This is a genomic window from Sporosarcina sp. FSL K6-6792 (assembly GCF_038004885.1).
Classification (GTDB): domain Bacteria; phylum Bacillota; class Bacilli; order Bacillales_A; family Planococcaceae; genus Sporosarcina; species Sporosarcina psychrophila.
The window spans coordinates 1,930,435-1,951,569 of sequence record NZ_JBBOSA010000001.1 but is presented as its reverse complement, the minus strand read 5'-3'; the positions used below and the strand labels follow the sequence as shown (position 1 = coordinate 1,951,569).

At 41.2% G+C, this 21,135-nt stretch carries 20 protein-coding genes and 2 riboswitches; all 20 genes read left to right on the top strand.

Going from position 1 to position 21,135, the window contains the following annotated elements; translation table 11 throughout:
- The first annotated feature begins 16 nt into the window (after window positions 1-16).
- Window positions 17-400, top strand: coding sequence for a glycine cleavage system protein GcvH (gene gcvH / locus MKZ26_RS09420; protein ID WP_067206310.1), 384 nt, complete (start codon window positions 17-19; stop codon window positions 398-400).
- Between the two features lie 74 nt (window positions 401-474).
- On the top strand, window positions 475-816 hold the full coding sequence (locus tag MKZ26_RS09415; protein WP_067206312.1) for a toprim domain-containing protein: 342 nt from the start codon (window positions 475-477) through the stop codon (window positions 814-816).
- A gap of 14 nt (window positions 817-830) precedes the next feature.
- Window positions 831-1,130, top strand: coding sequence for a thioredoxin family protein (locus MKZ26_RS09410; RefSeq protein ID WP_338653378.1), 300 nt, complete (start codon window positions 831-833; stop codon window positions 1,128-1,130).
- 54 nt (window positions 1,131-1,184) lie between these two features.
- A riboswitch (SAM riboswitch) is annotated at window positions 1,185-1,290 on the top strand.
- Window positions 1,291-1,513: 223 nt separating this feature from the next.
- Window positions 1,514-2,539, top strand: coding sequence for a methionine ABC transporter ATP-binding protein (locus MKZ26_RS09405; RefSeq protein WP_067206317.1), 1,026 nt, complete (start codon window positions 1,514-1,516; stop codon window positions 2,537-2,539).
- Window positions 2,532-3,200 carry a methionine ABC transporter permease gene (locus MKZ26_RS09400; protein WP_340765940.1) on the top strand — a complete coding sequence of 223 codons (669 nt, stop codon included), beginning with the start codon at window positions 2,532-2,534 and terminating at the stop codon, window positions 3,198-3,200. Before MKZ26_RS09405 ends, MKZ26_RS09400 begins: the two co-directional genes overlap by 8 nt.
- Window positions 3,201-3,269: 69 nt before the next feature.
- On the top strand, window positions 3,270-4,130 hold the full coding sequence (locus MKZ26_RS09395) for a MetQ/NlpA family ABC transporter substrate-binding protein (protein ID WP_340765938.1): 861 nt from the start codon (window positions 3,270-3,272) through the stop codon (window positions 4,128-4,130).
- Window positions 4,131-4,204: 74 nt separating this feature from the next.
- Window positions 4,205-5,041: a MetQ/NlpA family ABC transporter substrate-binding protein gene (locus MKZ26_RS09390; RefSeq protein WP_067206326.1), complete on the top strand. Its 837-nt coding sequence runs from the start codon at window positions 4,205-4,207 to the stop codon at window positions 5,039-5,041.
- Between the two features lie 149 nt (window positions 5,042-5,190).
- Window positions 5,191-6,414, top strand: a complete 1,224-nt coding sequence (locus MKZ26_RS09385; protein WP_340765936.1) for a dicarboxylate/amino acid:cation symporter — start codon at window positions 5,191-5,193, stop codon at window positions 6,412-6,414.
- 248 nt (window positions 6,415-6,662) lie between these two features.
- On the top strand, window positions 6,663-7,442 hold the full coding sequence (gene sufC / locus MKZ26_RS09380) for a Fe-S cluster assembly ATPase SufC (protein ID WP_067206330.1): 780 nt from the start codon (window positions 6,663-6,665) through the stop codon (window positions 7,440-7,442).
- 19 nt (window positions 7,443-7,461) lie between these two features.
- Window positions 7,462-8,769 (top strand): Fe-S cluster assembly protein SufD, encoded by a 1,308-nt coding sequence (gene sufD / locus MKZ26_RS09375; RefSeq protein WP_067206333.1) that lies wholly within the window; start codon window positions 7,462-7,464, stop codon window positions 8,767-8,769.
- Window positions 8,769-9,998: a cysteine desulfurase gene (locus MKZ26_RS09370; protein WP_067206336.1), complete on the top strand. Its 1,230-nt coding sequence runs from the start codon at window positions 8,769-8,771 to the stop codon at window positions 9,996-9,998. Before sufD ends, MKZ26_RS09370 begins: the two co-directional genes overlap by 1 nt.
- Entirely contained in the window at window positions 9,988-10,428 is a 441-nt protein-coding gene (gene sufU / locus MKZ26_RS09365; RefSeq protein ID WP_067206339.1) for a Fe-S cluster assembly sulfur transfer protein SufU, read from the top strand. The genes MKZ26_RS09370 and sufU overlap by 11 nt, the downstream gene beginning before the upstream one ends.
- Window positions 10,429-10,450: 22 nt before the next feature.
- Window positions 10,451-11,848, top strand: a complete 1,398-nt coding sequence (sufB, locus tag MKZ26_RS09360; RefSeq protein WP_067206342.1) for a Fe-S cluster assembly protein SufB — start codon at window positions 10,451-10,453, stop codon at window positions 11,846-11,848.
- Window positions 11,849-12,752: 904 nt separating this feature from the next.
- The gene (locus MKZ26_RS09355) at window positions 12,753-13,616 is read left to right on the top strand and encodes a DUF72 domain-containing protein (RefSeq protein WP_340765934.1); all 864 of its coding nucleotides are present in this window, start codon (window positions 12,753-12,755) and stop codon (window positions 13,614-13,616) included.
- Entirely contained in the window at window positions 13,616-14,440 is an 825-nt protein-coding gene (locus MKZ26_RS09350) for a sulfite exporter TauE/SafE family protein (RefSeq protein WP_340765932.1), read from the top strand. The genes MKZ26_RS09355 and MKZ26_RS09350 overlap by 1 nt, the downstream gene beginning before the upstream one ends.
- A gap of 3 nt (window positions 14,441-14,443) precedes the next feature.
- Window positions 14,444-15,820 (top strand): bifunctional metallophosphatase/5'-nucleotidase, encoded by a 1,377-nt coding sequence (locus tag MKZ26_RS09345; RefSeq protein WP_340765930.1) that lies wholly within the window; start codon window positions 14,444-14,446, stop codon window positions 15,818-15,820.
- A gap of 41 nt (window positions 15,821-15,861) precedes the next feature.
- Window positions 15,862-16,623 (top strand): sporulation protein YunB, encoded by a 762-nt coding sequence (gene yunB / locus MKZ26_RS09340; RefSeq protein ID WP_067206351.1) that lies wholly within the window; start codon window positions 15,862-15,864, stop codon window positions 16,621-16,623.
- Window positions 16,624-16,678: 55 nt separating this feature from the next.
- Window positions 16,679-16,860: riboswitch (Lysine riboswitch) on the top strand.
- Window positions 16,861-17,003: 143 nt separating this feature from the next.
- On the top strand, window positions 17,004-18,575 hold the full coding sequence (locus MKZ26_RS09335) for a Na+/H+ antiporter NhaC family protein (protein WP_340765928.1): 1,572 nt from the start codon (window positions 17,004-17,006) through the stop codon (window positions 18,573-18,575).
- 399 nt (window positions 18,576-18,974) lie between these two features.
- Window positions 18,975-20,168, top strand: coding sequence for an ABC transporter substrate-binding protein (locus tag MKZ26_RS09330; protein WP_340765926.1), 1,194 nt, complete (start codon window positions 18,975-18,977; stop codon window positions 20,166-20,168).
- 87 nt (window positions 20,169-20,255) lie between these two features.
- Complete coding sequence (locus MKZ26_RS09325; RefSeq protein ID WP_067206357.1) at window positions 20,256-21,131, top strand: branched-chain amino acid ABC transporter permease; 876 nt, start codon at window positions 20,256-20,258, stop codon at window positions 21,129-21,131.
- Window positions 21,132-21,135 lie beyond the last annotated feature (4 nt).

Below are 21,135 nucleotides of genomic sequence, written 5' to 3'. Positions count from 1 at the left end.
TTTGGAGGGATACGGAATGAGCACACCAAAAGATCTGCGTTATTCTGAAGAGCATGAATGGGTAAAAGACGAAGGTGGTAACTACCGCATTGGTATTACTCACTTTGCACAATCTGAACTAGGCGATATCGTATTCGTTGAACTTCCATCTGTCGGAGATGACATCAAAGCGGACGAGCCTTTCGGAAGCGTTGAATCTGTTAAGACAGTATCAGAACTTTATGCACCAATCAGCGGAAAAGTAATTGAAGTGAATGAAGGACTTGAAGACAGCCCTGAATTTGTCAATGAATCACCGTATGAAAATGCATGGATGATCGTTGTTGAACCTTCAAATGTTTCTGAACTGGATGAACTTATGTCAGCTGAAGCGTATGAAAAAATGACTGTCGGAGAATAACTAAGACAAGGCGCCGGTACTTTTCCGGCGTTTTTTGCATCTTTATATAAAAAAGAGCGAAGGAGGGGCTTCTTGTGTCGGATGAAAGAGTAATTATCGTCGAGGGCGGTTCGGATAAGAAACGTTTGGCACGAATACTTGTTGAGCCTGTCGAAATTATTTGTACGAACGGCACAGTAAGTCCTTATCGGCTTGAAGAATTGCTTGCACCTTACGAAGAACATGAACTATTTGTCTTCGTTGATGCGGATGAAGATGGAGAAAAGACCCGTGTTTTATTCAAAAGAGAGTTCCCGGCAGCAATCCATTTGTACACAGAAAAGGTTTATCGGGAAGTGGAGACGACCCCATACAAAGTGTTGGCTACAATACTACAAGGTGCGGATTTTAAAATCCGACCGGAATTTCTAATTTAAAGGATGTAGAATTAATGGAAACTTGGACACGCGAACAATGGGAGATGGCTTTGAAAGAGTCTTCAGTGGCAGCGTTTTATTTATATACACCAATGTGTGGAACTTGTGCAGTCGCATCTAAAATGATGGACGTTATTACCGTCATGAGACCGGGAATACCAATCGGGAAAGCGGATTTGAATTACGTACAAAATATTGCAATTGACTATGAAATCGAAAGCGTTCCTTGCCTTCTTATACAAAAGGATGGCGTTTTAACCCATAAAATTTATGCATTTCAATCAGTACCGTATCTACTTGAAGAAATAGATTGACAATAGATATGGAACTTTGATATACTTCGTCTTAACATTCAATTGAATAGGTCACTCTTATTAAGAGAGGTGGAGGGATAGTGCCCTGCGAAGCCCGGCAACCGTCACGTAAGTGAAATGGTGCCAAGTCACACAAAGCATACGCTTTGAAAGATGAGAGATTGGACAACGTTTATTTTCGATAACGTCAAGCCTTTCTGCCCGTCTGCAGGAAGGCTTTTTTGTATTGAAAAGCGGAAGGCGCCGCTCAGCTCCGACAGGCACAAGTCAGATTGCGAAGGGGGCATACCTAAGCCACCACAGCGAACTGCCTTGTGACCCGAGGGGGGGCGCCTGAAGCTAAACAAAATTAGTAACAAAACAATTTTTCTGAGGTGAAAAAAATGATTTATTTAACGGATATAAATAAACGATACGGTGAAGGGCCAGGCAGTATTTCAGCAGTCGAAAATGTATCGCTTGAAATTACTGACGGTGAGATTTTTGGAGTCATCGGCTATAGTGGGGCAGGAAAAAGTACGTTGATTCGACTACTGAACGGTCTTGAAATGCCAACGTCAGGTAGTGTTAAAATAGGAAGTCTAGAAATATCAGCAATTAAAGGTAAAGAGCTAAGGGAAGCACGACAAAAAGTGAGTATGATTTTCCAACACTTTAACTTACTGTGGTCTAGAACAGTGAAGGAGAATATCGCTTTCCCTCTTGAAATCGCGGGTGTACGAAAAGCCGAGCGTGATAAGAAAGTGGCGGAACTGATTGAATTAGTTGGTTTGGCTGGTCGTGAAAATGCATATCCATCCGAATTGTCTGGAGGTCAGAAACAGCGCGTAGGGATTGCTCGTGCGCTTGCAAACGACCCTGAAGTCCTTCTTTGTGACGAAGCGACTTCAGCCCTTGATCCAGAAACAACGGATTCAATACTAGACCTTCTAACAGGAATTAATGAACGACTTGGACTGACAATTGTGCTTATCACACATGAAATGCACGTTATCCGGAAAATTTGCCACAGAGTTGCAGTTATGGAGGCAGGGAAAGTTGTTGAGTTGGGAGATGTCCTGGATGTGTTCCAATCACCGAAGGAACCGATCACAAAGCGGTTTGTCTCTCAAGTGACGGAACCCGTGGAGGCGAAGCAGGCAATGGCGCATATTAAGGAAGAATTTCCTGCCGGCACGCTTATCAAGCTTGTATTTGTAGGGGAGCGGACAGAACAACCTGTGCTCGCAAGTCTTATTCGGAAATTCACTGTCGATGTGAATATCGTGCAGGGAAACATATCCCATACACATGGCGGGGCATACGGCACACTGATACTTCAGCTGCTTGGAGATTCCTCAATCATTGAGGAAGCAATTCAATACCTCAATGAAAATGATGTTCAGACGGAGGTGATCGGTAATGACTGAAAACCTTTTTCCGAATGTCGACTGGACTAAAATGTGGGAAGCAACAGTGGAAACACTCTATATGACTGCGGTTTCTACATTGTTCACTTTAGTTATTGGGTTAGGACTTGGAATTTTACTCTTCCTATCTAGTCCCGGTCAACTTTGGTCGAATAAGTTGGTCAATATTATATCAGGAGCATTCGTCAATATTTTTAGATCCATTCCGTTTATCATATTAATCATTTTACTTATTCCGTTTACGAAATTTCTTCTTGGTACAATCCGCGGACCGGATGCAGCGATGCCGGCACTTATTATTGGGGCGGCTCCGTTTTATGCAAGAATGGTGTTGATTGCATTACAGGAAATTGATAAAGGTGTAATTGAAGCTTCGAAGTCAATGGGAGCGAAAACGAGAACGATTATTTTTAAAGTTCTTATACCGGAATCGATGCCTGCACTTATTTCAGGAATTACTGTAACAGCGATTGCACTCGTCGGGTACACTGCTATGGCTGGGATTATCGGAGCAGGTGGACTTGGGACTCTTGCATACTTAGATGGATTCCAGCGTAGCCGGGAAGACGTTACACTTGCTGCAACCATCCTTATTTTAATTATCGTTTTCATCATTCAATTCATCGGGGATTTTGCGGTGAGGAAATTCGACAAGAGATAATATTAGTACAGTAATATCAGGCCTAGCCTGTAAATTATATAAAAACATAGAAAAAGGGGAGAAAAAATCATGAAAAAGCTTTTAGGGGGAATAGTATTAGCAGTACTTGTATTGGCATTGGTAGCTTGCGGAGCGAAAAATGACAGCGATGATAAAAGTACAAGTGGGGAAGACAAAGCTGACAAAGAAACTGTTGAAGAAACGGAAATTGTCATTGGTGCATCTAACACACCGCACGCAATCATTTTAGAAAAGGCAGCACCGATATTGAAAGAAAAAGGAATCGAACTTGTCATTGAAACATACCAAGACTATATTTTGCCAAATAAAGATCTTGAATCAGGCGAATTGGATGCGAACTTCTTCCAGCACATTCCTTATTTAGATCAACAAGTAATTGACCACGGTTATAAGTTTGCGAATGCAGGAGCTATCCATATCGAACCGATGGCTGTTTACTCGACGAAATATAAATCAATTGATGAACTTCCAGACGGTGCAGTTATTATTTTTAGTAACTCAGTAGCTGAACATGGCCGTGTCCTTTCTTTGTTAGAGTCAGCTGGGTTAATCAAATTGGCTGACGGAGTAGATAAAGTAACAGCTGAAGTGAAAGACATTGTTGACAACCCTAAAAATCTGGAATTTGATGCGAATTACGAACCATCACTTTTACCACAATTGTATAAAAATGATGAAGGCGATGCAGTTGTTATCAACGCAAACTATGCAATCGATGCAGGTTTGAATCCACTTGACGATTCTATCGCGATTGAAGAGACAGAGTCGCCATATGCAAACATCATCACAGTAAGAGAAGGCGATGAAAATACTGAAGCAATTAAGACTTTGGTTGACGTGTTGAAATCGAAAGAAATCCAAGACTTCATTCTCGAAGAGTGGGGCGGCGACGTCATTCCTGTAAAGTGATTTGATGATGAAAGTGGACAACTATCTTTACCCATCACCTAGATTGTCATCTTAGAAAAAAGGGAGATTATGAAATGAAGAAATTTCTAACAGGTGTTTTATTAGCAGTACTGATACTCGCGCTTGCAGCTTGCGGAACAAAAAACACTAGCGGCAGCAATAATGTAGGCGAAAAAGAAACAACTAAGATTGTTGTTGGAGCTTCCAATACACCGCATTCGATCATTCTAGAACAAGCAAAACCATTGTTGAAGGAAAAAGGTTATGACCTTCAAATCGAAACATATCAAGACTATGTGTTGCCGAATAAAGATCTTGAATCCAGTGAACTCGATGCAAACTACTTTCAGCATATTCCTTATCTCGAATTACAAATTGAAGATGCGGGATATGACTTTGTAAATGCAGGCGGCATCCATATTGAGCCAATCGGCGTTTATTCGAAAAAGTATAAATCACTTGATGAACTTCCAGACGGTGCGACGATTTTAATGAGTAGCTCTATTTCAGATCACGGACGAGTGCTTGCGATGCTTGAATCAAAAGGGCTTATCAAACTTGACGAAAGTATAGATAAAACAGCTGCTGAACTGAAAGATATTGTTGAAAACCCTAAAAACATCAAATTTGACGCAAACTATGAGCCGGGATTAATGCCACAGCTTTACTCAAATGATGAAGGCGATGCATTGCTGATCAACTCGAACTTTGCAATCGATGCGGGTTTAAATCCGATTAAAGACTCTATTGCTATCGAAGACGCGGATTCACCTTATGTAAATATCATCGCTGTAAGAAAAGGTGATGAAGATAAAGATTCGATCAAAGCTTTGATTGAAGTATTGAAGTCAAAAGAAATTCAAGACTTTATTTTAAAAGAATGGGATGGCACAGTCGTTCCGGTAAAATAAGTATGAAGAAAACTCCACCGAAGGTTTTGGACTCGGTGGAGTTTTCTTTTTTCCAATAGATGTTAATCACAAATAGATGTTCCAATAACAAAAACATTATGGTATTGTTGTCTCTTAAATACATATATTTATCATAGGGGGATATGGTTTTGAAGTTTAAAATTGGTCTAATATGGCGTATTGTTATTGCCATTGGGTTAGCAATTGTACTCGGGGTACTTCTACCGAAGATACCGACAATCGGAGCAGCCTTTACGGACTGGTTTGTCAGTCTTGCCGCAACATTTAATATGATTTTTGGAGGTTTCCTGAACTTTATAGTGCCTCTAATCATTATTGCGTTCATCACGCCCGGAATCGCTAAGCTTGGCAAGGGATCTGGTAAGCTCCTTGGACTGGCAACAGCATTTGCATATATATCTACAATTGTAGCTGGTATTATTGCATATTTTTCGGCAACAGCATTATTGCCAGGATTTATCGGAAGTCTTGGAGACGGCAAGGTAGAAAAAGCAGGTCGAGCTGCCGCAGAATCCTTTTTTGAACTTGAAATGACACCGATTATGGGTGTTATGTCAGCGCTCCTTCTCGCATTCGTCCTAGGTATAGGTATGGCATCCATTGGTAGTAAGGCAATGCTCTCTGTATTCGAGGAATTGAATGTTCTAATAGAAAAGGTGATTGCATTCGTTATCATTCCGCTATTACCATTCCATATTTTTGGGATTTTTCTAAATATGACATATACCGGTGAAGTTGCGAAGGTTCTTTCCGTGTTTGCGCTGGTATTCGTTATGATTATCGTTCTTCATTTCATCATGCTAACGATTCAATATACGATTGCTGGTTCTCTTTCAAAACGCAATCCGTTTTTCTTGATGAAAACGATGGCACCTGCCTATTTCACTGCACTAGGGACACAATCGTCTGCAGCGACTATCCCGGTTACGTTAAGTCAAGCACGTAAAACAGGTGCGTCGGACAAGGTGACTGATTTCACGATTCCACTTTTCGCGACAATTCACCTATCGGGAAGTACAATCACACTTGTATCATGTTCAATCGGTGTCATGCTTATGAATGGAATGCCAGTTGAATTCGGTGATTATCTTCCATTCATCTTCATGCTCGGTGTTGCAATGATTGCAGCTCCTGGAGTCCCAGGAGGTGCAGTAGTAGCGGCAACTGGACTACTCGTTTCGATGCTAGGTTTTGATCAGACGATGGTTGCACTTATGATTGCACTTTATATGGCACAAGACAGCTTCGGAACAGCAACGAACGTCACAGGTGATGGCGCACTCGCTATTATCGTTGACAGATTCACGGATAGTGACGATGCTAAAACAAATTTAGAGCCAGATCAATACTAATAATTCGTGTTTGAACCGGTACATTACGTGCCGGTTTTTTGAATTGTGTGGTTTCTCATTAAAACTGGATAATTGAAAATGAGCGAAGTCTAGAAGAATGTATGCATACAAGTCTTGAATTAAGGGCATTCCTTTCAAATGAAACGATTCTCAATGATTTGCAAGGCAATGCTTATTACGTTAAGATTAGAATGATACTAAATTGAGAATGGATATCCGTTCATCTTTAATATATTGGAGGTATTGGAATGGCTACTTTAGAAATTAAAGACCTTCACGTTGAAATTGAAGGCAAGGAAATATTGAAAGGCGTCGATTTGACGATTAATACAAATGAGATCCACGCAATCATGGGTCCAAATGGTACAGGTAAATCTACACTCGCGCAAGCGATTATGGGGCATCCCAAATATGTTGTGACATCTGGCACAATCAAACTTGATGGTGAAGATGTACTTGAAATGGCAGTGGACGAGCGCGCTAGAGCGGGTATCTTCCTTGGCATGCAATATCCAAGTGAAATTACAGGCGTAACAAACGCTGACTTCCTTCGTTCTGCAATCAATGCTAAACGTGAAGAAGGCGACGAAATTTCATTGATGAAATTCATCCGTGAACTCGACAGCAAAATGGAATTCCTTGAAATGGACGAAGACATGGCTACACGTTACTTAAACGAAGGTTTCTCAGGTGGAGAAAAGAAACGTAACGAAATTCTTCAGCTTACAATGTTGAAGCCTAAATTTGCAGTGCTTGATGAAATTGACTCCGGTCTTGATATCGATGCATTGAAAGTTGTTTCAAAAGGCATCAACGAAATGCGCGGCGAAGATTTTGGTTGCCTAATCATCACTCATTACCAACGTCTTCTTGACTATATTACACCAGACAAAGTTCACGTTATGATGCAAGGTAAAGTTGTTAAATCCGGTGGAGCTGAATTAGCACATAAACTTGAAGAACAAGGATATGACTGGATTAAAGAAGAACTTGGCATCGAAGACGAAACTGTCGGGCAGGAAGTTTAAGAAAGGAGGACGATTCAAAATGACGGTTGAAACAAAGTTGGCATTAACCGAACAGGACGTCCGTTCCTATTCCGCTAAGATGAATGAAGCAGATTGGATGGCGGATTTCCGCGCAGACGCATTAGTGAGAGCGGAACAGCTTCCAATGCCAAGACCAGATAAAACGAAAATTGACAAATGGAACTTTACGGAATTCCCTGCCCATACGGTAGAGAGTACTGTGTATGCTTCCTTGGACGAGCTTTCTGAAGAAGCGCGTGCACTTGTTGATAAAGAGCAACAGAACAGTATTTATGTACAGCATAACAACACACCAGCTTATTTGTTTTTATCTGAAGAGTTGAAAGCTAAAGGTGTCATCATGACAGATATTTTCACAGCATCACGTGAACATAGTGATCTTATGAAAAAATATTTCATGACAGACGGTGTGAAGGTAGACGAGCATAAACTGACTGCACTTCATGCAGCACTTATAAACGGCGGCGTTTTCGTATATGTTCCGAAAAATGTTGTTGTAGAAGAGCCAATTCAAGTGTTGTTTTTACATGATGATGAACAAGCTTCACTCTTTAACCACGTTCTTATTGTGGCAGAAGCGAATAGTTCAGTGACGTATGTCGAGAACTATTTATCGACTGTAGAAGAAGCAAAAGGATTAGCTAATATCGTATCTGAAGTATTCACAGGTGATAATGCACAAATTACTTACGGTGCGGTTGATGTACTTGCGAAAGGATTTACAACTTATGTGAATCGTCGTGGAGTTACAGGACGCGATAGCCGAATTGATTGGGCACTTGGACTGATGAATGACAGTGATACGATTTCTGAAAATATCACGCATCTTGTTGGTAACGGATCTCATTGCGACATGAAGACAGTTGTTGTTGGACGCGGTAAACAGCGCCAAAACTTCACAACTGAAATCGTTCACTGGGGAACGGATACAGAAGGATTCATCTTGAAACACGGTGTTGTTAAAGAAGAATCTACATGTATCTTTAACGGTATCGGAAGAATCGCAAAAGGTGCAACAAGAGCGAACGCTGTCCAAGAGTCACGCGTCCTTATGTTAAGTGAAAGGGCACGCGGAGACGCAAATCCAATCCTTCTTATCGACGAAGACGATGTAACAGCAGGACACGCGGCATCTGTTGGTCGTGTTGATCCACTGCAACTATTTTACTTGATGAGCCGTGGGATTACTCAACATGAAGCAGAACGCCTTGTCATTCATGGTTTCCTTGCGCCTGTAGTCAGCAAATTGCCGATTGAAGGCGTTAAGAAACAATTGACGGAGGTTATCGAAAGGAAAGTGCGCTAATGCTCAGTACAGACATCCGCAAACATTTCCCTATATTGGACCAAGAGATAAACGGGCATCCGCTCGTTTATCTAGATAGTGCTGCGACTTCTCAAAAGCCGCGGCAAGTAATAGAAGCAATCAGCAATTATTATAGCTTTGATAACTCAAACGTCCACCGTGGTGTGCATACGCTTGGTAATCGTGCGACGGAAGGGTATGAAGGAGCGCGCGAGAAAGTGCGCAACTTCATCAATGCGAAGTCGACTGAAGAAATCATATTCATGCGCGGTACGACAACGGCTTTAAATACAGTTGCACAAAGTTATGGACGGGCGAATGTCGGTGAAGGTGATGAAATCGTCATCACATACATGGAGCATCATTCAAACATTATTCCATGGCAACAGCTGGCAAAAGAAAAAGGGGCAGTGTTGAAGTACGTCGACCTTGAGGAAGACGGCACACTATCACTTGAAAAAGTCCGAGAAGTTGTTACAGACCGGACCAAAATCGTGTCCATCATGTACGTATCGAACGTACTTGGTACGATGAATCCAGTTAAAGAAATCGCAGAAATTGCACATGCACATGGAGCTGTTATGGTTGTCGATGGTGCGCAAGCTGCTCCGCATCTGAAAATCGATGTACAGAAACTAGATTGTGACTTTTTCGCTTTTTCGGGACATAAGATGTGCGGTCCTACCGGTATCGGTGTTCTGTACGGTAAAAAAGATTTACTTAACAAAATGGAGCCGGTCGAGTTCGGCGGCGAAATGATTGATTTCGTTGGTTTGTATGAATCGACATGGAAAGAGCTTCCTTGGAAGTTTGAAGGCGGTACACCGATAATTGCAGGTGCAATTGGTTTAGGCGCAGCAATCGACTTTCTTGAAGAAATCGGGCTAGATAACATTGAACGGCATGAACACGAACTTGCTAAATATGCAATGGAACGGATGTCTGAAATCGATGGACTTAAGATTTACGGTCCACTCGATCCTGAGAAACGTGCCGGACTTGTTACTTTTAATCTGAACGATGTCCATCCACATGACGTTGCAACCGTGCTCGATATGCATGGTATTGCCGTCAGAGCAGGTCACCACTGTGCTCAGCCGCTTATGAAATGGCTCAATGTATCATCCACGGCACGCGCAAGCTTCTATATTTATAATACGGAAGCTGACGTTGACCGCCTCGTGGACGGACTCCGTATCGCAAAGGAGTATTTCGCAGATGTCTACTAACAAATTAGATCAGTTATATCGTTCGGTCATCATGGACCATTATAAAAACCCTAGAAATAAAGGCGTCATCGAAGAAAGTAGCATAACTGTCGATATGAATAATCCGACATGTGGCGATGTAATCCATCTGACTTTACAAATAGATGATGGCATTGTTCAAAATGCAAAATTTGAAGGCGATGGCTGTTCAATTTCAATGGCATCCGCGTCGATGATGACGCAGATTGTTAAAGGTAAAAAAGTGGATGAAGCATTAAAAGCGGCCTCTATCTTTTCGGACATGATGCTGGGCAAAGATGTTGACGACTCCATCGACCTAGGTGATATTGAAGCACTTGCGGGAGTATCGAAATTTCCTGCCCGTATTAAATGTGCAACATTGGCATGGAAGGCGATGGAAAAGGGAGTCGGAAATGACTCCGAACAGTAACTAAAAGGACGGAGGAATAGTAATGGCTAAAAAAATGCCGGATATCGGCGATTACAAATATGGGTTTGCTGACAAAGACGTTTCCATTTTCCGTTCGGAACGTGGTTTGACTAAGGAAATCGTTGAAGAAATTTCAGGTATGAAGAACGAACCTCAATGGATGCTTGACTACCGCCTGAAATCATTGGAAATGTTCTACAAAATGCCAATGCCACAATGGGGTGGAGATCTAAATTCCCTTAAATTTGACGAGATTACTTACTATGTTAAACCTTCTGAAGGGGCGGAACGCTCTTGGGATGAAGTACCAGAAGAAATCAAGCGTACGTTTGATAAACTTGGTATTCCTGAAGCTGAACAAAAATACCTTGCAGGTGTTTCTGCACAATACGAATCTGAAGTTGTTTACCATAATATGAAACAAGAACTTGTCGACCTTGGAATTGTATTTAAAGATACAGATTCAGCACTAAAGGAAGACGAAGAACTGTTCAAAAAGTATTGGGGAACAATCATTCCAAACTCAGATAACAAGTTCGCTGCATTGAACTCGGCTGTATGGTCAGGCGGTTCGTTCATCTATGTACCACCGGGCGTTAAAGTTGAAACTCCACTTCAAGCCTATTTCCGTATTAACTCGGAAAACATGGGTCAGTTCGAGCGTACTATGATTATTGTTGATGAAGGAGCAAGCGTCCATTACGTTGAAGGATGTACTGCACCTGTTTATACAACGAATTCACTTCACAGTGCTGTCGTTGAAATCATTGTTAAAAAAGATGCGTATTGCCGTTATACAACAATCCAAAACTGGGCAAATAACGTTTACAATCTTGTAACGAAGCGTGCAGTTTGTGACGCAAACGCAACAATGGAATGGATTGACGGGAACATCGGCTCTAAATTGACGATGAAATACCCTGCAATCATTCTTAAAGGCGAAGGCGCTCGTGGTATGACACTTTCTATTGCACTTGCAGGAAAAGGTCAGCATCAGGATGCTGGAGCGAAAATGCATCACCTTGCACCAAATACGTCTTCTACAATCGTGTCGAAATCAATTTCACAACACGGTGGTAAAGTAACGTATCGCGGAATCGTTCACTTTGGACGTAAAGCAGATGGCGCACGCGCGAACATCGAGTGTGACACGCTGATTATGGATGACTTGTCGACATCTGACACGATTCCATATAACGAAATCCTGAATGATAACATTTCACTTGAACATGAAGCGAAAGTTTCTAAAGTATCAGAAGAACAGCTCTTCTACTTGATGAGCCGCGGAGTTCCTGAACTTGAAGCAACTGAAATGATCGTTATGGGCTTCATCGAACCATTCACAAAAGAATTGCCGATGGAATATGCTGTAGAAATGAACCGTCTTATCAAGTTTGAGATGGAAGGTTCAATCGGGTAATTATCATATCGAAAAAACCGGCCACTAGGGTCGGTTTTTTCGTCTTTACATATATAGTCTGTCACACCTGTTTATAAACTAAAATTCACCAGTGAATGACGTGATCACCTACTTGGCGCTACGTGTATAGTTGCATTTGGATTGCTTTGGATTGAATGACGTCTATACCATTATCGAGAGCTCTGGATGTGTAGGGATGCGACATTGTCGCATCCCTACACACTCTTTTCGGTAATCGTATGGTGGCCCTTCATCCGGCGCGCTCCAAATGCATAAGTACACGAAGTGCAGATGCTTTTTGGGACGAAAGAATAGCTGGCTTCTTACCTGGAGAAAAGCCGCCAAAGATGCAATTTTGGCAGCTGAAACTTTCTATAGGGTTTTCCCTTTTGTATTAGTGAAGAAGTGTCACTTTCTATAAGGTATCACATGATTGCATGCATACTCTTTGCTAAAAGTAAGTAAGGAGCACATTGTACAATGTGCAAAAGTGCCCGAAATTGCATCTTCGGGCACTTACAATCTCTATAGAAAATCATCTATTCGTTTCTTTTTAACATAACTGCACTTTTCACTCGAACATTGTAGGTACGCGACAGGCAACTATTCGCAACAGGATTACTGAAAAAAGTGTAACTAGAAGTGACGGAGTCATTTTTAGCCATACATGCCTCACGGTAAATGTGTCGTGATTAATTCGCCGAAAGCGAACCGAAAATGATCCAGTGAAAATGGATTTTCCCAAGCCCTACTCGCCAGTATTTCATGCAAATAAATGGTTAATCAACAGAAGTGATATTTGGCACTACTTATTTAGAATTAACTAGGTGGTATACTTCATCAAATCTGTTGTCTAAATATGTTAATATAGATAGTACCGATTCATTTGAAAGGAGGCAGAGGAATGATCCAAATCGGATTAACCGGTTGGGGTGACCATCCGGACGTATATAACTCTTCCTCTTCGAAGAAAGAAAAATTACTTGATTATAGTGCACACTTTCCAATCGTCGAACTGGATGCTACTTTTTATGCCATTCAGCCGGAGCGTAATATTCGCAAATGGATTAAAGAAACGCCAGATAACTTCCGATTCATTGTCAAGGCATACCAGGGTATGACTGGGCATCATCGGGGTGAACTCCCGTATGCATCTGTGGATGAAATGTACAATCTTTTCCGGCTATCGGTTACACCACTTCAAGAAGCAGGCAAACTCGCGATGATTCTTGTCCAATTCCCTCCATGGTTTGACTGTACAAAAGAGAATGTTGAGGAAATTTGCTTCGTTTGCGCTAAATTGCATGGATTCGATATCGCCGTTGAATTTAGGCATCAGTCATGGTATTCACCCAAATTTCAACTAGAAACTCTGTCTTTTTTGAAGAAACTGAACGTAATTCACTCGGTGTGCGATGAACCGCAAGCAGGGCAGGGGAGTATTCCGCTAATAGCAAATACCACTCGTCCGGATAAGGTTCTTGTTAGATTGCACGGCCGTAATGTAGCAGGGTGGCGCAACACTACGGGTGATGATAAAGCATGGCGTAAAGTGAGATATCTGTATAACTACAATGACACTGAGCTGAAGGAGATTCAATCAGCTGTTCAAAAATTAAAACAAGAAACGAATGAGGTTTTCGTCATTTTCAACAATAATTCCGGCGGACATGCAGCACAAAACGCGAAACATTTTCAAAAAATGTTCAATATCAACTACGAAAGTCTGACGCCGAAGCAGCTCGACTTTTTTGAAGGAGAATTTTGATGGAATTTATTTTATTGGCCGTTATCGGTCTAGCATCTGGAATTGTTGGGGCACTTGTCGGATTAGGTGGTGGTATCATTCTGGTGCCAGCAACACTTTACGTTGGCATTAACCTTGGTTTAATCGATGGAATTACACCGCAAACCGTCGTTGGGCTATCTGTTATTATGATGATCTTTACGGGCTTGGCGTCGACAATTTCTTATATGAAGACAAAAACAATTGATTTCAAAAGTGGGTTCATCTTTTTCTTAGGAAGTGTTCCCGGGACACTTATCGGTGCATTTGTAAATAAAGGACTTGACCTGCCATCATTCAATCTCTATTTTGGTATTTTACTTATTCTATTATCGACGCTTCTTCTGGTACGTAAATATTTGAAACCGGTCAGCTGGTTTGTCAATCACGGTAAAAAAAGAACTTTCATAGATAATACAGAGCAGACTTTTGTTTACGGCTATCCTGTTTGGTTTGCATTACTACTGTCATTTGTTGTTGGCTTTTCATCAGGTCTTTTCGGCATCGGCGGAGGTTCAATCCTCGTACCAGCGATGATTCTACTCTTCTTATTCCCACCTCATGTCGCAGTCGGTACATCCATGTTCATGGTGTTTTTATCAGCTCTCGTCAACTCAATCACGCATATTTCTCTTGGCAATGTACCGTGGCTTTATACGATTCCAGTCATTCCAGCAGCTTATATCGGGGCTAAAATAGGTGCTCGGTTAAATCAGAAGATGAAATCGGAAACGCTTGTTGTTGCACTGCGAATTATCCTGCTCTTACTAGGAATCAGATCGATTATTGACGGACTTATGGGGTGACATATGAATCACAAGGTTGAAACAATTCATTTCTATCATACAAATGATATCCACAGTCATTTTGAAAGCTGGCCGCAAATTAGTAGGCTTCTTTGTGACAAAAAGCGCGAGCATTTAATAGAAGGAGATGCTTGTTACCATTTTGACATCGGAGATCACGTTGATCGTTCTCATCCATTTACGGAAGGGACGAAAGGTCAAGGAAACATCCAATTGTTGAATGAAGCAGGCTATGATGCGGTAACAATCGGCAACAACGAAGGAATTACCATGTCGAAAGAGGCTTTATCTACTCTTTATAAGGATGCCAAGTTCGATGTCATTCTAAGTAATTTATACGAAGAAGATGGTAGTCGTCCAAAATGGTTGTTACCTTATAGAATCTACGTTACTGAGCAAGGGACAAGAATTGGTGTTATAGGAGCTACTGCAGAATATAAAGCCTTCTATTTGAAGCTCGGCTGGCAAGTGACGGCGCCTCGCCAAAATTTAAAGCTTGTTGCTGAAAGCATTGCTGCTGAGACGGATGTAATTGTTTGTCTATCACATATGGGAATCCATGAAGATGAAAAGCTTGCAGAAGAATGTTCAGAAATCGATGTCATTTTAGGCGCGCATACGCATCATCTATTTCATGACGGCAAATTGATTGGTAATACACTTTTGGCTGCAACAGGTAAATACGGTGAGTATGTTGGTCATGTAACCGTGAAATTTAACACGGATGCTAAAGAACTTTTACAAATGGATGCGGAACTTGTCAGGACAGATTCGATTGAAAGCAATGAAAAAGATATTGAAAAAGTAAATGATCTAATCAAAATAGGAAAGCAGGCAATGGAGGAACAAGTTTTTTATAATCCTTCTCACTTATCTCAAAATCTATTTGATGTTAGTTCGCTGTCCTCTTTCTTTGGTAGAGCGCTCATTGCTTATTCACAAGCGGATTGTGCCATGTTTAACGCAGGAATATTTCTAGGTAGTCTCGAAAAGGGGTGGGTGACAAAAGAGGATTTACATTCACTTCTACCTCATCCAATCAATTTATGTCTCATTACACTCGATGGATCAGAATTGAAAGAAGTCTATGAGCTGTCATTAACGAAAGAGTGGCCGCAAATTGAAATCAAAGGACTTGGTTTCCGTGGCTCGTTAATGGGTGCGATGATTCATGAAAGACTTTATAAAAATAGAAATGATCAGCTTTTTGCGGGCAATCGGGAGGTTGTATCAGGTCAAAAATATACACTTGCAACACTGGATATGTTCACTTTCGGTTTTTTCTTTCCATCGCTTAAACATGCAGAAATAGAGTACTATATGCCTGAATTAATCAGGGATGTGCTTGGTTGGTACGGAACCACACTAATTAAAGAATGAACGACTAGCTTCCTGCATAACGTATAGTAGGAGGAGTCGTCTTGAGATTTCACGGCCAAGTTACTAGAAAATCCAGGAAGAAAAAACGCAAATTGTTACCCCTTCTTATTCCTGCAATTCTTATCGCAATTGCCCTTTTTATTTACATTATTAATGCAAGGCTTGCCCCAATTTATATTCAATATGCAGAGGTACAGACAGAAAAAATCGCGGCCCATGTTATCAATAAAGCCATCAATTCAAGGACTGCCAATGTACTTGATGTCAATGATATCATTGTAAACGTCCCGAACGATTCTAAAGGGATGGTGAAATTCAACACTGAAATCATCAACAGAGTATTAGCGGAGACACATGGTCTTGTCGAGTCCCATCTTCAACAGGCTGAAGCGGGCAATCTAGCCTTATTACCAACAGATGAGATAGAATTTGATTCGCAAGCAATGAAACGTGAAGAGGGAATTGTCTTTTTTGTCCCTCTTGCTCAAGCGGCAAATATTCCATTACTAGGAAACTTAGGGCCTAAAATACCGATTCGTTTTCATGTCATAGGTCAAGTACAAGCGACTATAGATACAAAAATTAGTGAATTTGGTATTAACAATGCCGTTGTTGAAGTGAATATATTATTAACAGTAAATGTCCAAATCATTGTCCCACTTGCAACAAAGCAAAGTGTAGTGACACAGAAGATTCCGGTAGCTATGGGACTAATTCAATCAACAGTACCTCAAATCTATACGACTGGTGGTGGGGATCCGCCATCGGTCGAAGTTCCAGCCCCTCCCGCGATAGAGGAATGAAAAGGGACTTGAAAATGCTGTGGATAACTGATAGGCTAGTAGAGGATTGAAATATCGATTGGGTAGAGGCTGCATTGCTTATTAGTCACACACGCGAGATTGACACCGATGACCGTGTGTAAAAGGAAGCTTTGCCGAAGTTTGGTAAGATCGTCGGGATCTATCAGGCTGGGGTTATTCCGAATAGGGATAACACTGTCATACATTCTTGAACATGTATGATGAGCTACAAGTCGTGAGTTAGATAAGCAGTATTAGTTATCCAACAAACGAAACGTAGATAAAGCCGGCTCCTGATGCACTCTGCTGAGTGTAATTAGTAGCCGTTTTTTTATTCCCCCTATACAGGGCCTCAACCCGACTAAATGGAGGAATAGTAGATGATAGGAACATGGGTATCAATTTTACCACCACTAATCGCAATTATTATGGTGTTTGCAACTAAACGGGTGCTGTTGTCGCTCGGAGCAGGAATAGTCTCAGGTGCTCTGCTGGCGGCGTCGTTCGGACCTGTTGAATCATTAAAAAATTTATGGGAGTCAGTTAAGGCTACATTTTGGGATGGTGGACTGAATACAGGGAACATTTACATTATCCTTTTCATCCTTCTATTAGGGGTTATCACTGCATTTGTTAGTTTATCCGGTGGAAGCAGGGCATTTGCAGAATGGGCAGTGCGGCACATCAAAACAAAACGTGGTGCAAAACTGCTCACAGTATTTCTCGGTATAGCTATTTTTGTGGATGACTATTTCAATGCATTGGCAGTTGGCCAAATTGCTCGTCCGATTACAGATCAGCATCGAGTTTCAAGAGCAAAACTAGCTTATTTCATCGATTCAACCTCAGCACCGATTTGTGTCATTTCACCAATTTCAAGTTGGGGTGCCTTTTTAATCGGCCAACTTGCACTTATATTTGGTGGTGCTGCAGCGATTAGCTATTCACCACTATCTGCCTTCATTATGATGGCGCCTATGAATTTTTACGTTATCGCAACACTTGCAATGGTATTTTTCCTTGCGTGGACTAATTTTGATATATTCGAAATGAAGAAACATGAACAACGTGCTACAGAAACAGGTCAATTGTTTGATCCTGCTAAAACAATTCCAGGTCAGTTAAAAGAAGACTTCCCAGTACACGCACATGGCCGCGTTCGAGATTTAGTCGCACCTATCGTCACACTTGTTGCAGTGACATTTGCGGTTATGATTTGGACAGGTTATTTAGCCGGCGGATCAATGAACCTTTTGTCAATCTTTGAAAATACAGATGTTGCTCTGTCATTACTTTCTGGCGGAATTGCAGCTACACTACTTGCAGGTATTTTGTATATTTTACAGATGAAAAACAATGAAACGGCGAGTCTCTCTCTTATGGGCAGTGCAGTAATAAACGGTTCGAAGGCAATGATGCCACCTGTTTTGATACTGATCTTTGCTTGGTCTCTTTCGTTCTTAATCGGAAAAATGGATACGGGCATATTCTTATCTGACGTTGTATTGAAATCGAATATACCAGTTAGCTTCCTTCCCGTTATCATGTTTGTCCTTGCTTGTCTTATGGCATTTTCGACAGGAACTTCTTGGGGATCGTTTGGGATTCTTATGCCAATTGCCGGAACAATAATGATTGAAGCGTCACCAGAAATGTTGCTGCCAGCGCTTGCGGCAGTTCTTGCGGGAGCGGTTTTCGGTGATCACGCTTCACCGATTTCTGACACAACGATTCTATCTTCTACAGGTGCAGGCTGTAACCATATAGATCACGTTGCGACACAGTTTCCTTATGCATTAATCTGTGCATTGGTGGCCACAATGGGCTACATCATCTTAGGTATCACAGGCTCCATATGGATAGGTCTAGTTGGTGTTATTGTTATTCTTGTAGTATTGTTTTCTGTTTGGACGATGAAAGCTAAAAAAGAGGCAACACAGCTGTCTTTATAATAGTAAATGATTGGAAGCGGTGAACTTTTTACCGCTTCTTTATTATGTATAAAATAGTTTTCTAACAAAAAAATGTTTTGACAATAGTCAGATAGGTATATATACTAGGCGTTAAGACTAAAGTAATCAGAAAATGGTGAACTTCCATTCAATGGTTAGTTAAAAGTATTAGGAAAGGATGATATTGAATAACTGATCTTTCTATTAACTGTTAGACTTATCCGAAGAAATTAAACTCCGGAAGATGAGAACTGAAAACTCTCTATAGACCGAATAGAAAGTTTGTTTTACAATAGGCATGTAAGCGGAAACAAAATGATATCTTTCGGAATGCTAAATCGTTTGTCGTACTAGTTCGATTTAAATTGTCGGAAGTATCAATCAAAAGGGGGATTTTATATGAAATTGAAAAAGTTTGCAAGTGTATTTGCCGCTTCCGCTCTAGCAGTCGGATTGTTGGCAGGGTGTGGTGCAGGGGACAAAGCTGAGGAAGGAAGCACAGGTGGATCTAAGGGCGGCGATACGATTAAAATCGGAGTCAACCTTGAATTATCAGGTGCTGTTGCCTCTTATGGTACTTCCGAACTATCAGGGATTGAACTTGCAGTTGAAGAAATTAACGCTGCAGGCGGTATTGATGGCAAGGAAATTGAACTTGTCAAAGTCGATAATAAGTCTGAGCCTGCCGAAGCAACGAGTGCAGCGCTTAAATTGATCACTCAGGATAAAGTAATTGCAATCATCGGAGCAGCTACAAGTGGTGCTACTGTTGCACAGGCTGAAATCGCTAATGGCAACGAAACACCACTTATCAGTCCATCTGGGACAAGCCCGAATGTAACAGTAAAAGATAACGGGGACGTTAATGAATTCGTATTCCGTACGTCATTTATTGACCCATTCCAAGGAACGGTTGCAGCAAACTTTGCAGCGAATGATCTTGGTGTTAAAAACGTAGCCATTTTCTCTGATAATGCAAGCGATTATTCAAAAGGTCTTGCATCATCATTCAAAAAAGACTTTGAAGCTGCAGGTGGTAAAATTGTTGCTGAAGAATCTTACGTAGGTAAAGATTCTGATTTCCGTTCAACTCTTACACGTATTAAAGCAGCAAATCCTGAATTCATTTTCATCCCTGGATACTATGAAGAAGTAGGATTGATTGTTAAACAGGCTCGTGAAATGGGTATCACTGTTCCACTTATGGGAGCAGATGGTTGGGATTCTCCAATTCTACTTGAACTTGCCGGTGCAGAAGCATTGAATAACACATTTACAACAAATCACTATTCATCTGAAGATCCAGACGGTATCATTCAAGAATTCAACAAAAAGTTCAATGACAAATATAGTAAATCACCTGACGCATTTAATGCACTTGGTTATGACACGGTTTATCTATTAGCTGATGCTATTAAACGTGCAGGCGGTCCAGATTCTGTGAAGATTAAAGATGCTCTAGCTGAAACAAAAGATCTTGAGCTTGTAACTGGCTTGTATTCGGTTGATGAAAACCATCACCCAGTCAAATCGGCTACTATTCTTGAATACAAAGACGGCGAACAAGTCTTCAATACAAAAGTTAATCCTTGATTAAAACTGTAGGAATGGAGGGAGGATGTCCTCCCCTCATTCCTTTTTTAAGCCTTATTTTAAAGCTGGAAAAGGAGTGAAAAGTTAATGGAATGGTTACAACAGCTAATAAACGGTATTTCACTCGGCAGTATTTATGCGTTAATTGCACTCGGCTATACAATGGTTTATGGAATTATCAAACTCATAAACTTCGCACATGGTGAAATCTTTATGATTGGTGCATTTATTGGGTATTACTCCATCGCGGGTTGGGGTCTTGGATTCATCCCTGCCCTACTATTATCAATGGCTTCCTGCGCAGTTATTGGCGTTCTTATCGAACGAATAGCCTACAAAAGATTACGAAATGCGACAAGAATCGCGGCGTTGATTACTGCAATTGGGGTGTCACTTCTTATTCAAAATGGTGTCATTTATATGCGTGGTGCGCAACCTAATGCGTATCCAGAAGTACTACGCAATAAATCATTTGATTTTTTCGGTGCTCAAATAAGCAGTCAGTCAATCCTGATTCTTTCTGTTTCTGTCACATTGATGATCATTCTTCAATTTGTTGTACATAAAACGAAAATCGGAAAAGCGATGCGAGCTGTTTCCTATGATGCTGAAGCAGCTAAGCTGATGGGAATTAATGTTGACAACACAATCTCGGCTACGTTTGCGATTGGATCAGCTTTGGCTGGTGCAGCGGGCGTTATTTTCGGTATTTATTATACAAAGATTGACCCGTTAATGGGTATTATTCCTGGTTTGAAAGCATTCGTCGCAGCTGTCCTTGGTGGAATTGGAATTATTCCCGGAGCCATGGCTGGAGGTCTTGTGCTTGGAGTAGTAGAAACATTTGTCAGTGCGCTTGGTTTCTCTCTTTGGAGAGATGCTGCGGCATTCGTCATTTTGATTTTAATACTCATCTTCAAACCGTCGGGACTCTTTGGTAAAAATACACGTGAGAAAGTGTAGGTGA

Bases quoted from the DNA above. Each gene is read 5' to 3' on its own strand.
- MKZ26_RS09335 (WP_340765928.1), top strand. From the start codon at position 17,004: ATGATAGGAACATGGGTATCAATTTTACCACCACTAATCGCAATTATT.
- MKZ26_RS09395 (WP_340765938.1), top strand. From the start codon at position 3,270: ATGAAAAAGCTTTTAGGGGGAATAGTATTAGCAGTACTTGTATTGGCA.
- MKZ26_RS09405 (WP_067206317.1), top strand. From the start codon at position 1,514: ATGATTTATTTAACGGATATAAATAAACGATACGGTGAAGGGCCAGGC.
- MKZ26_RS09355 (WP_340765934.1), top strand. From the start codon at position 12,753: ATGATCCAAATCGGATTAACCGGTTGGGGTGACCATCCGGACGTATAT.
- sufB (WP_067206342.1), top strand. From the start codon at position 10,451: ATGGCTAAAAAAATGCCGGATATCGGCGATTACAAATATGGGTTTGCT.
- MKZ26_RS09400 (WP_340765940.1), top strand. From the start codon at position 2,532: ATGACTGAAAACCTTTTTCCGAATGTCGACTGGACTAAAATGTGGGAA.
- gcvH (WP_067206310.1), top strand. From the start codon at position 17: ATGAGCACACCAAAAGATCTGCGTTATTCTGAAGAGCATGAATGGGTA.
- MKZ26_RS09410 (WP_338653378.1), top strand. From the start codon at position 831: ATGGAAACTTGGACACGCGAACAATGGGAGATGGCTTTGAAAGAGTCT.
- sufC (WP_067206330.1), top strand. From the start codon at position 6,663: ATGGCTACTTTAGAAATTAAAGACCTTCACGTTGAAATTGAAGGCAAG.
- MKZ26_RS09325 (WP_067206357.1), top strand. From the start codon at position 20,256: ATGGAATGGTTACAACAGCTAATAAACGGTATTTCACTCGGCAGTATT.
- MKZ26_RS09390 (WP_067206326.1), top strand. From the start codon at position 4,205: ATGAAGAAATTTCTAACAGGTGTTTTATTAGCAGTACTGATACTCGCG.
- MKZ26_RS09350 (WP_340765932.1), top strand. From the start codon at position 13,616: ATGGAATTTATTTTATTGGCCGTTATCGGTCTAGCATCTGGAATTGTT.
- sufU (WP_067206339.1), top strand. From the start codon at position 9,988: ATGTCTACTAACAAATTAGATCAGTTATATCGTTCGGTCATCATGGAC.
- sufD (WP_067206333.1), top strand. From the start codon at position 7,462: ATGACGGTTGAAACAAAGTTGGCATTAACCGAACAGGACGTCCGTTCC.
- MKZ26_RS09330 (WP_340765926.1), top strand. From the start codon at position 18,975: ATGAAATTGAAAAAGTTTGCAAGTGTATTTGCCGCTTCCGCTCTAGCA.
- MKZ26_RS09370 (WP_067206336.1), top strand. From the start codon at position 8,769: ATGCTCAGTACAGACATCCGCAAACATTTCCCTATATTGGACCAAGAG.
- MKZ26_RS09345 (WP_340765930.1), top strand. From the start codon at position 14,444: ATGAATCACAAGGTTGAAACAATTCATTTCTATCATACAAATGATATC.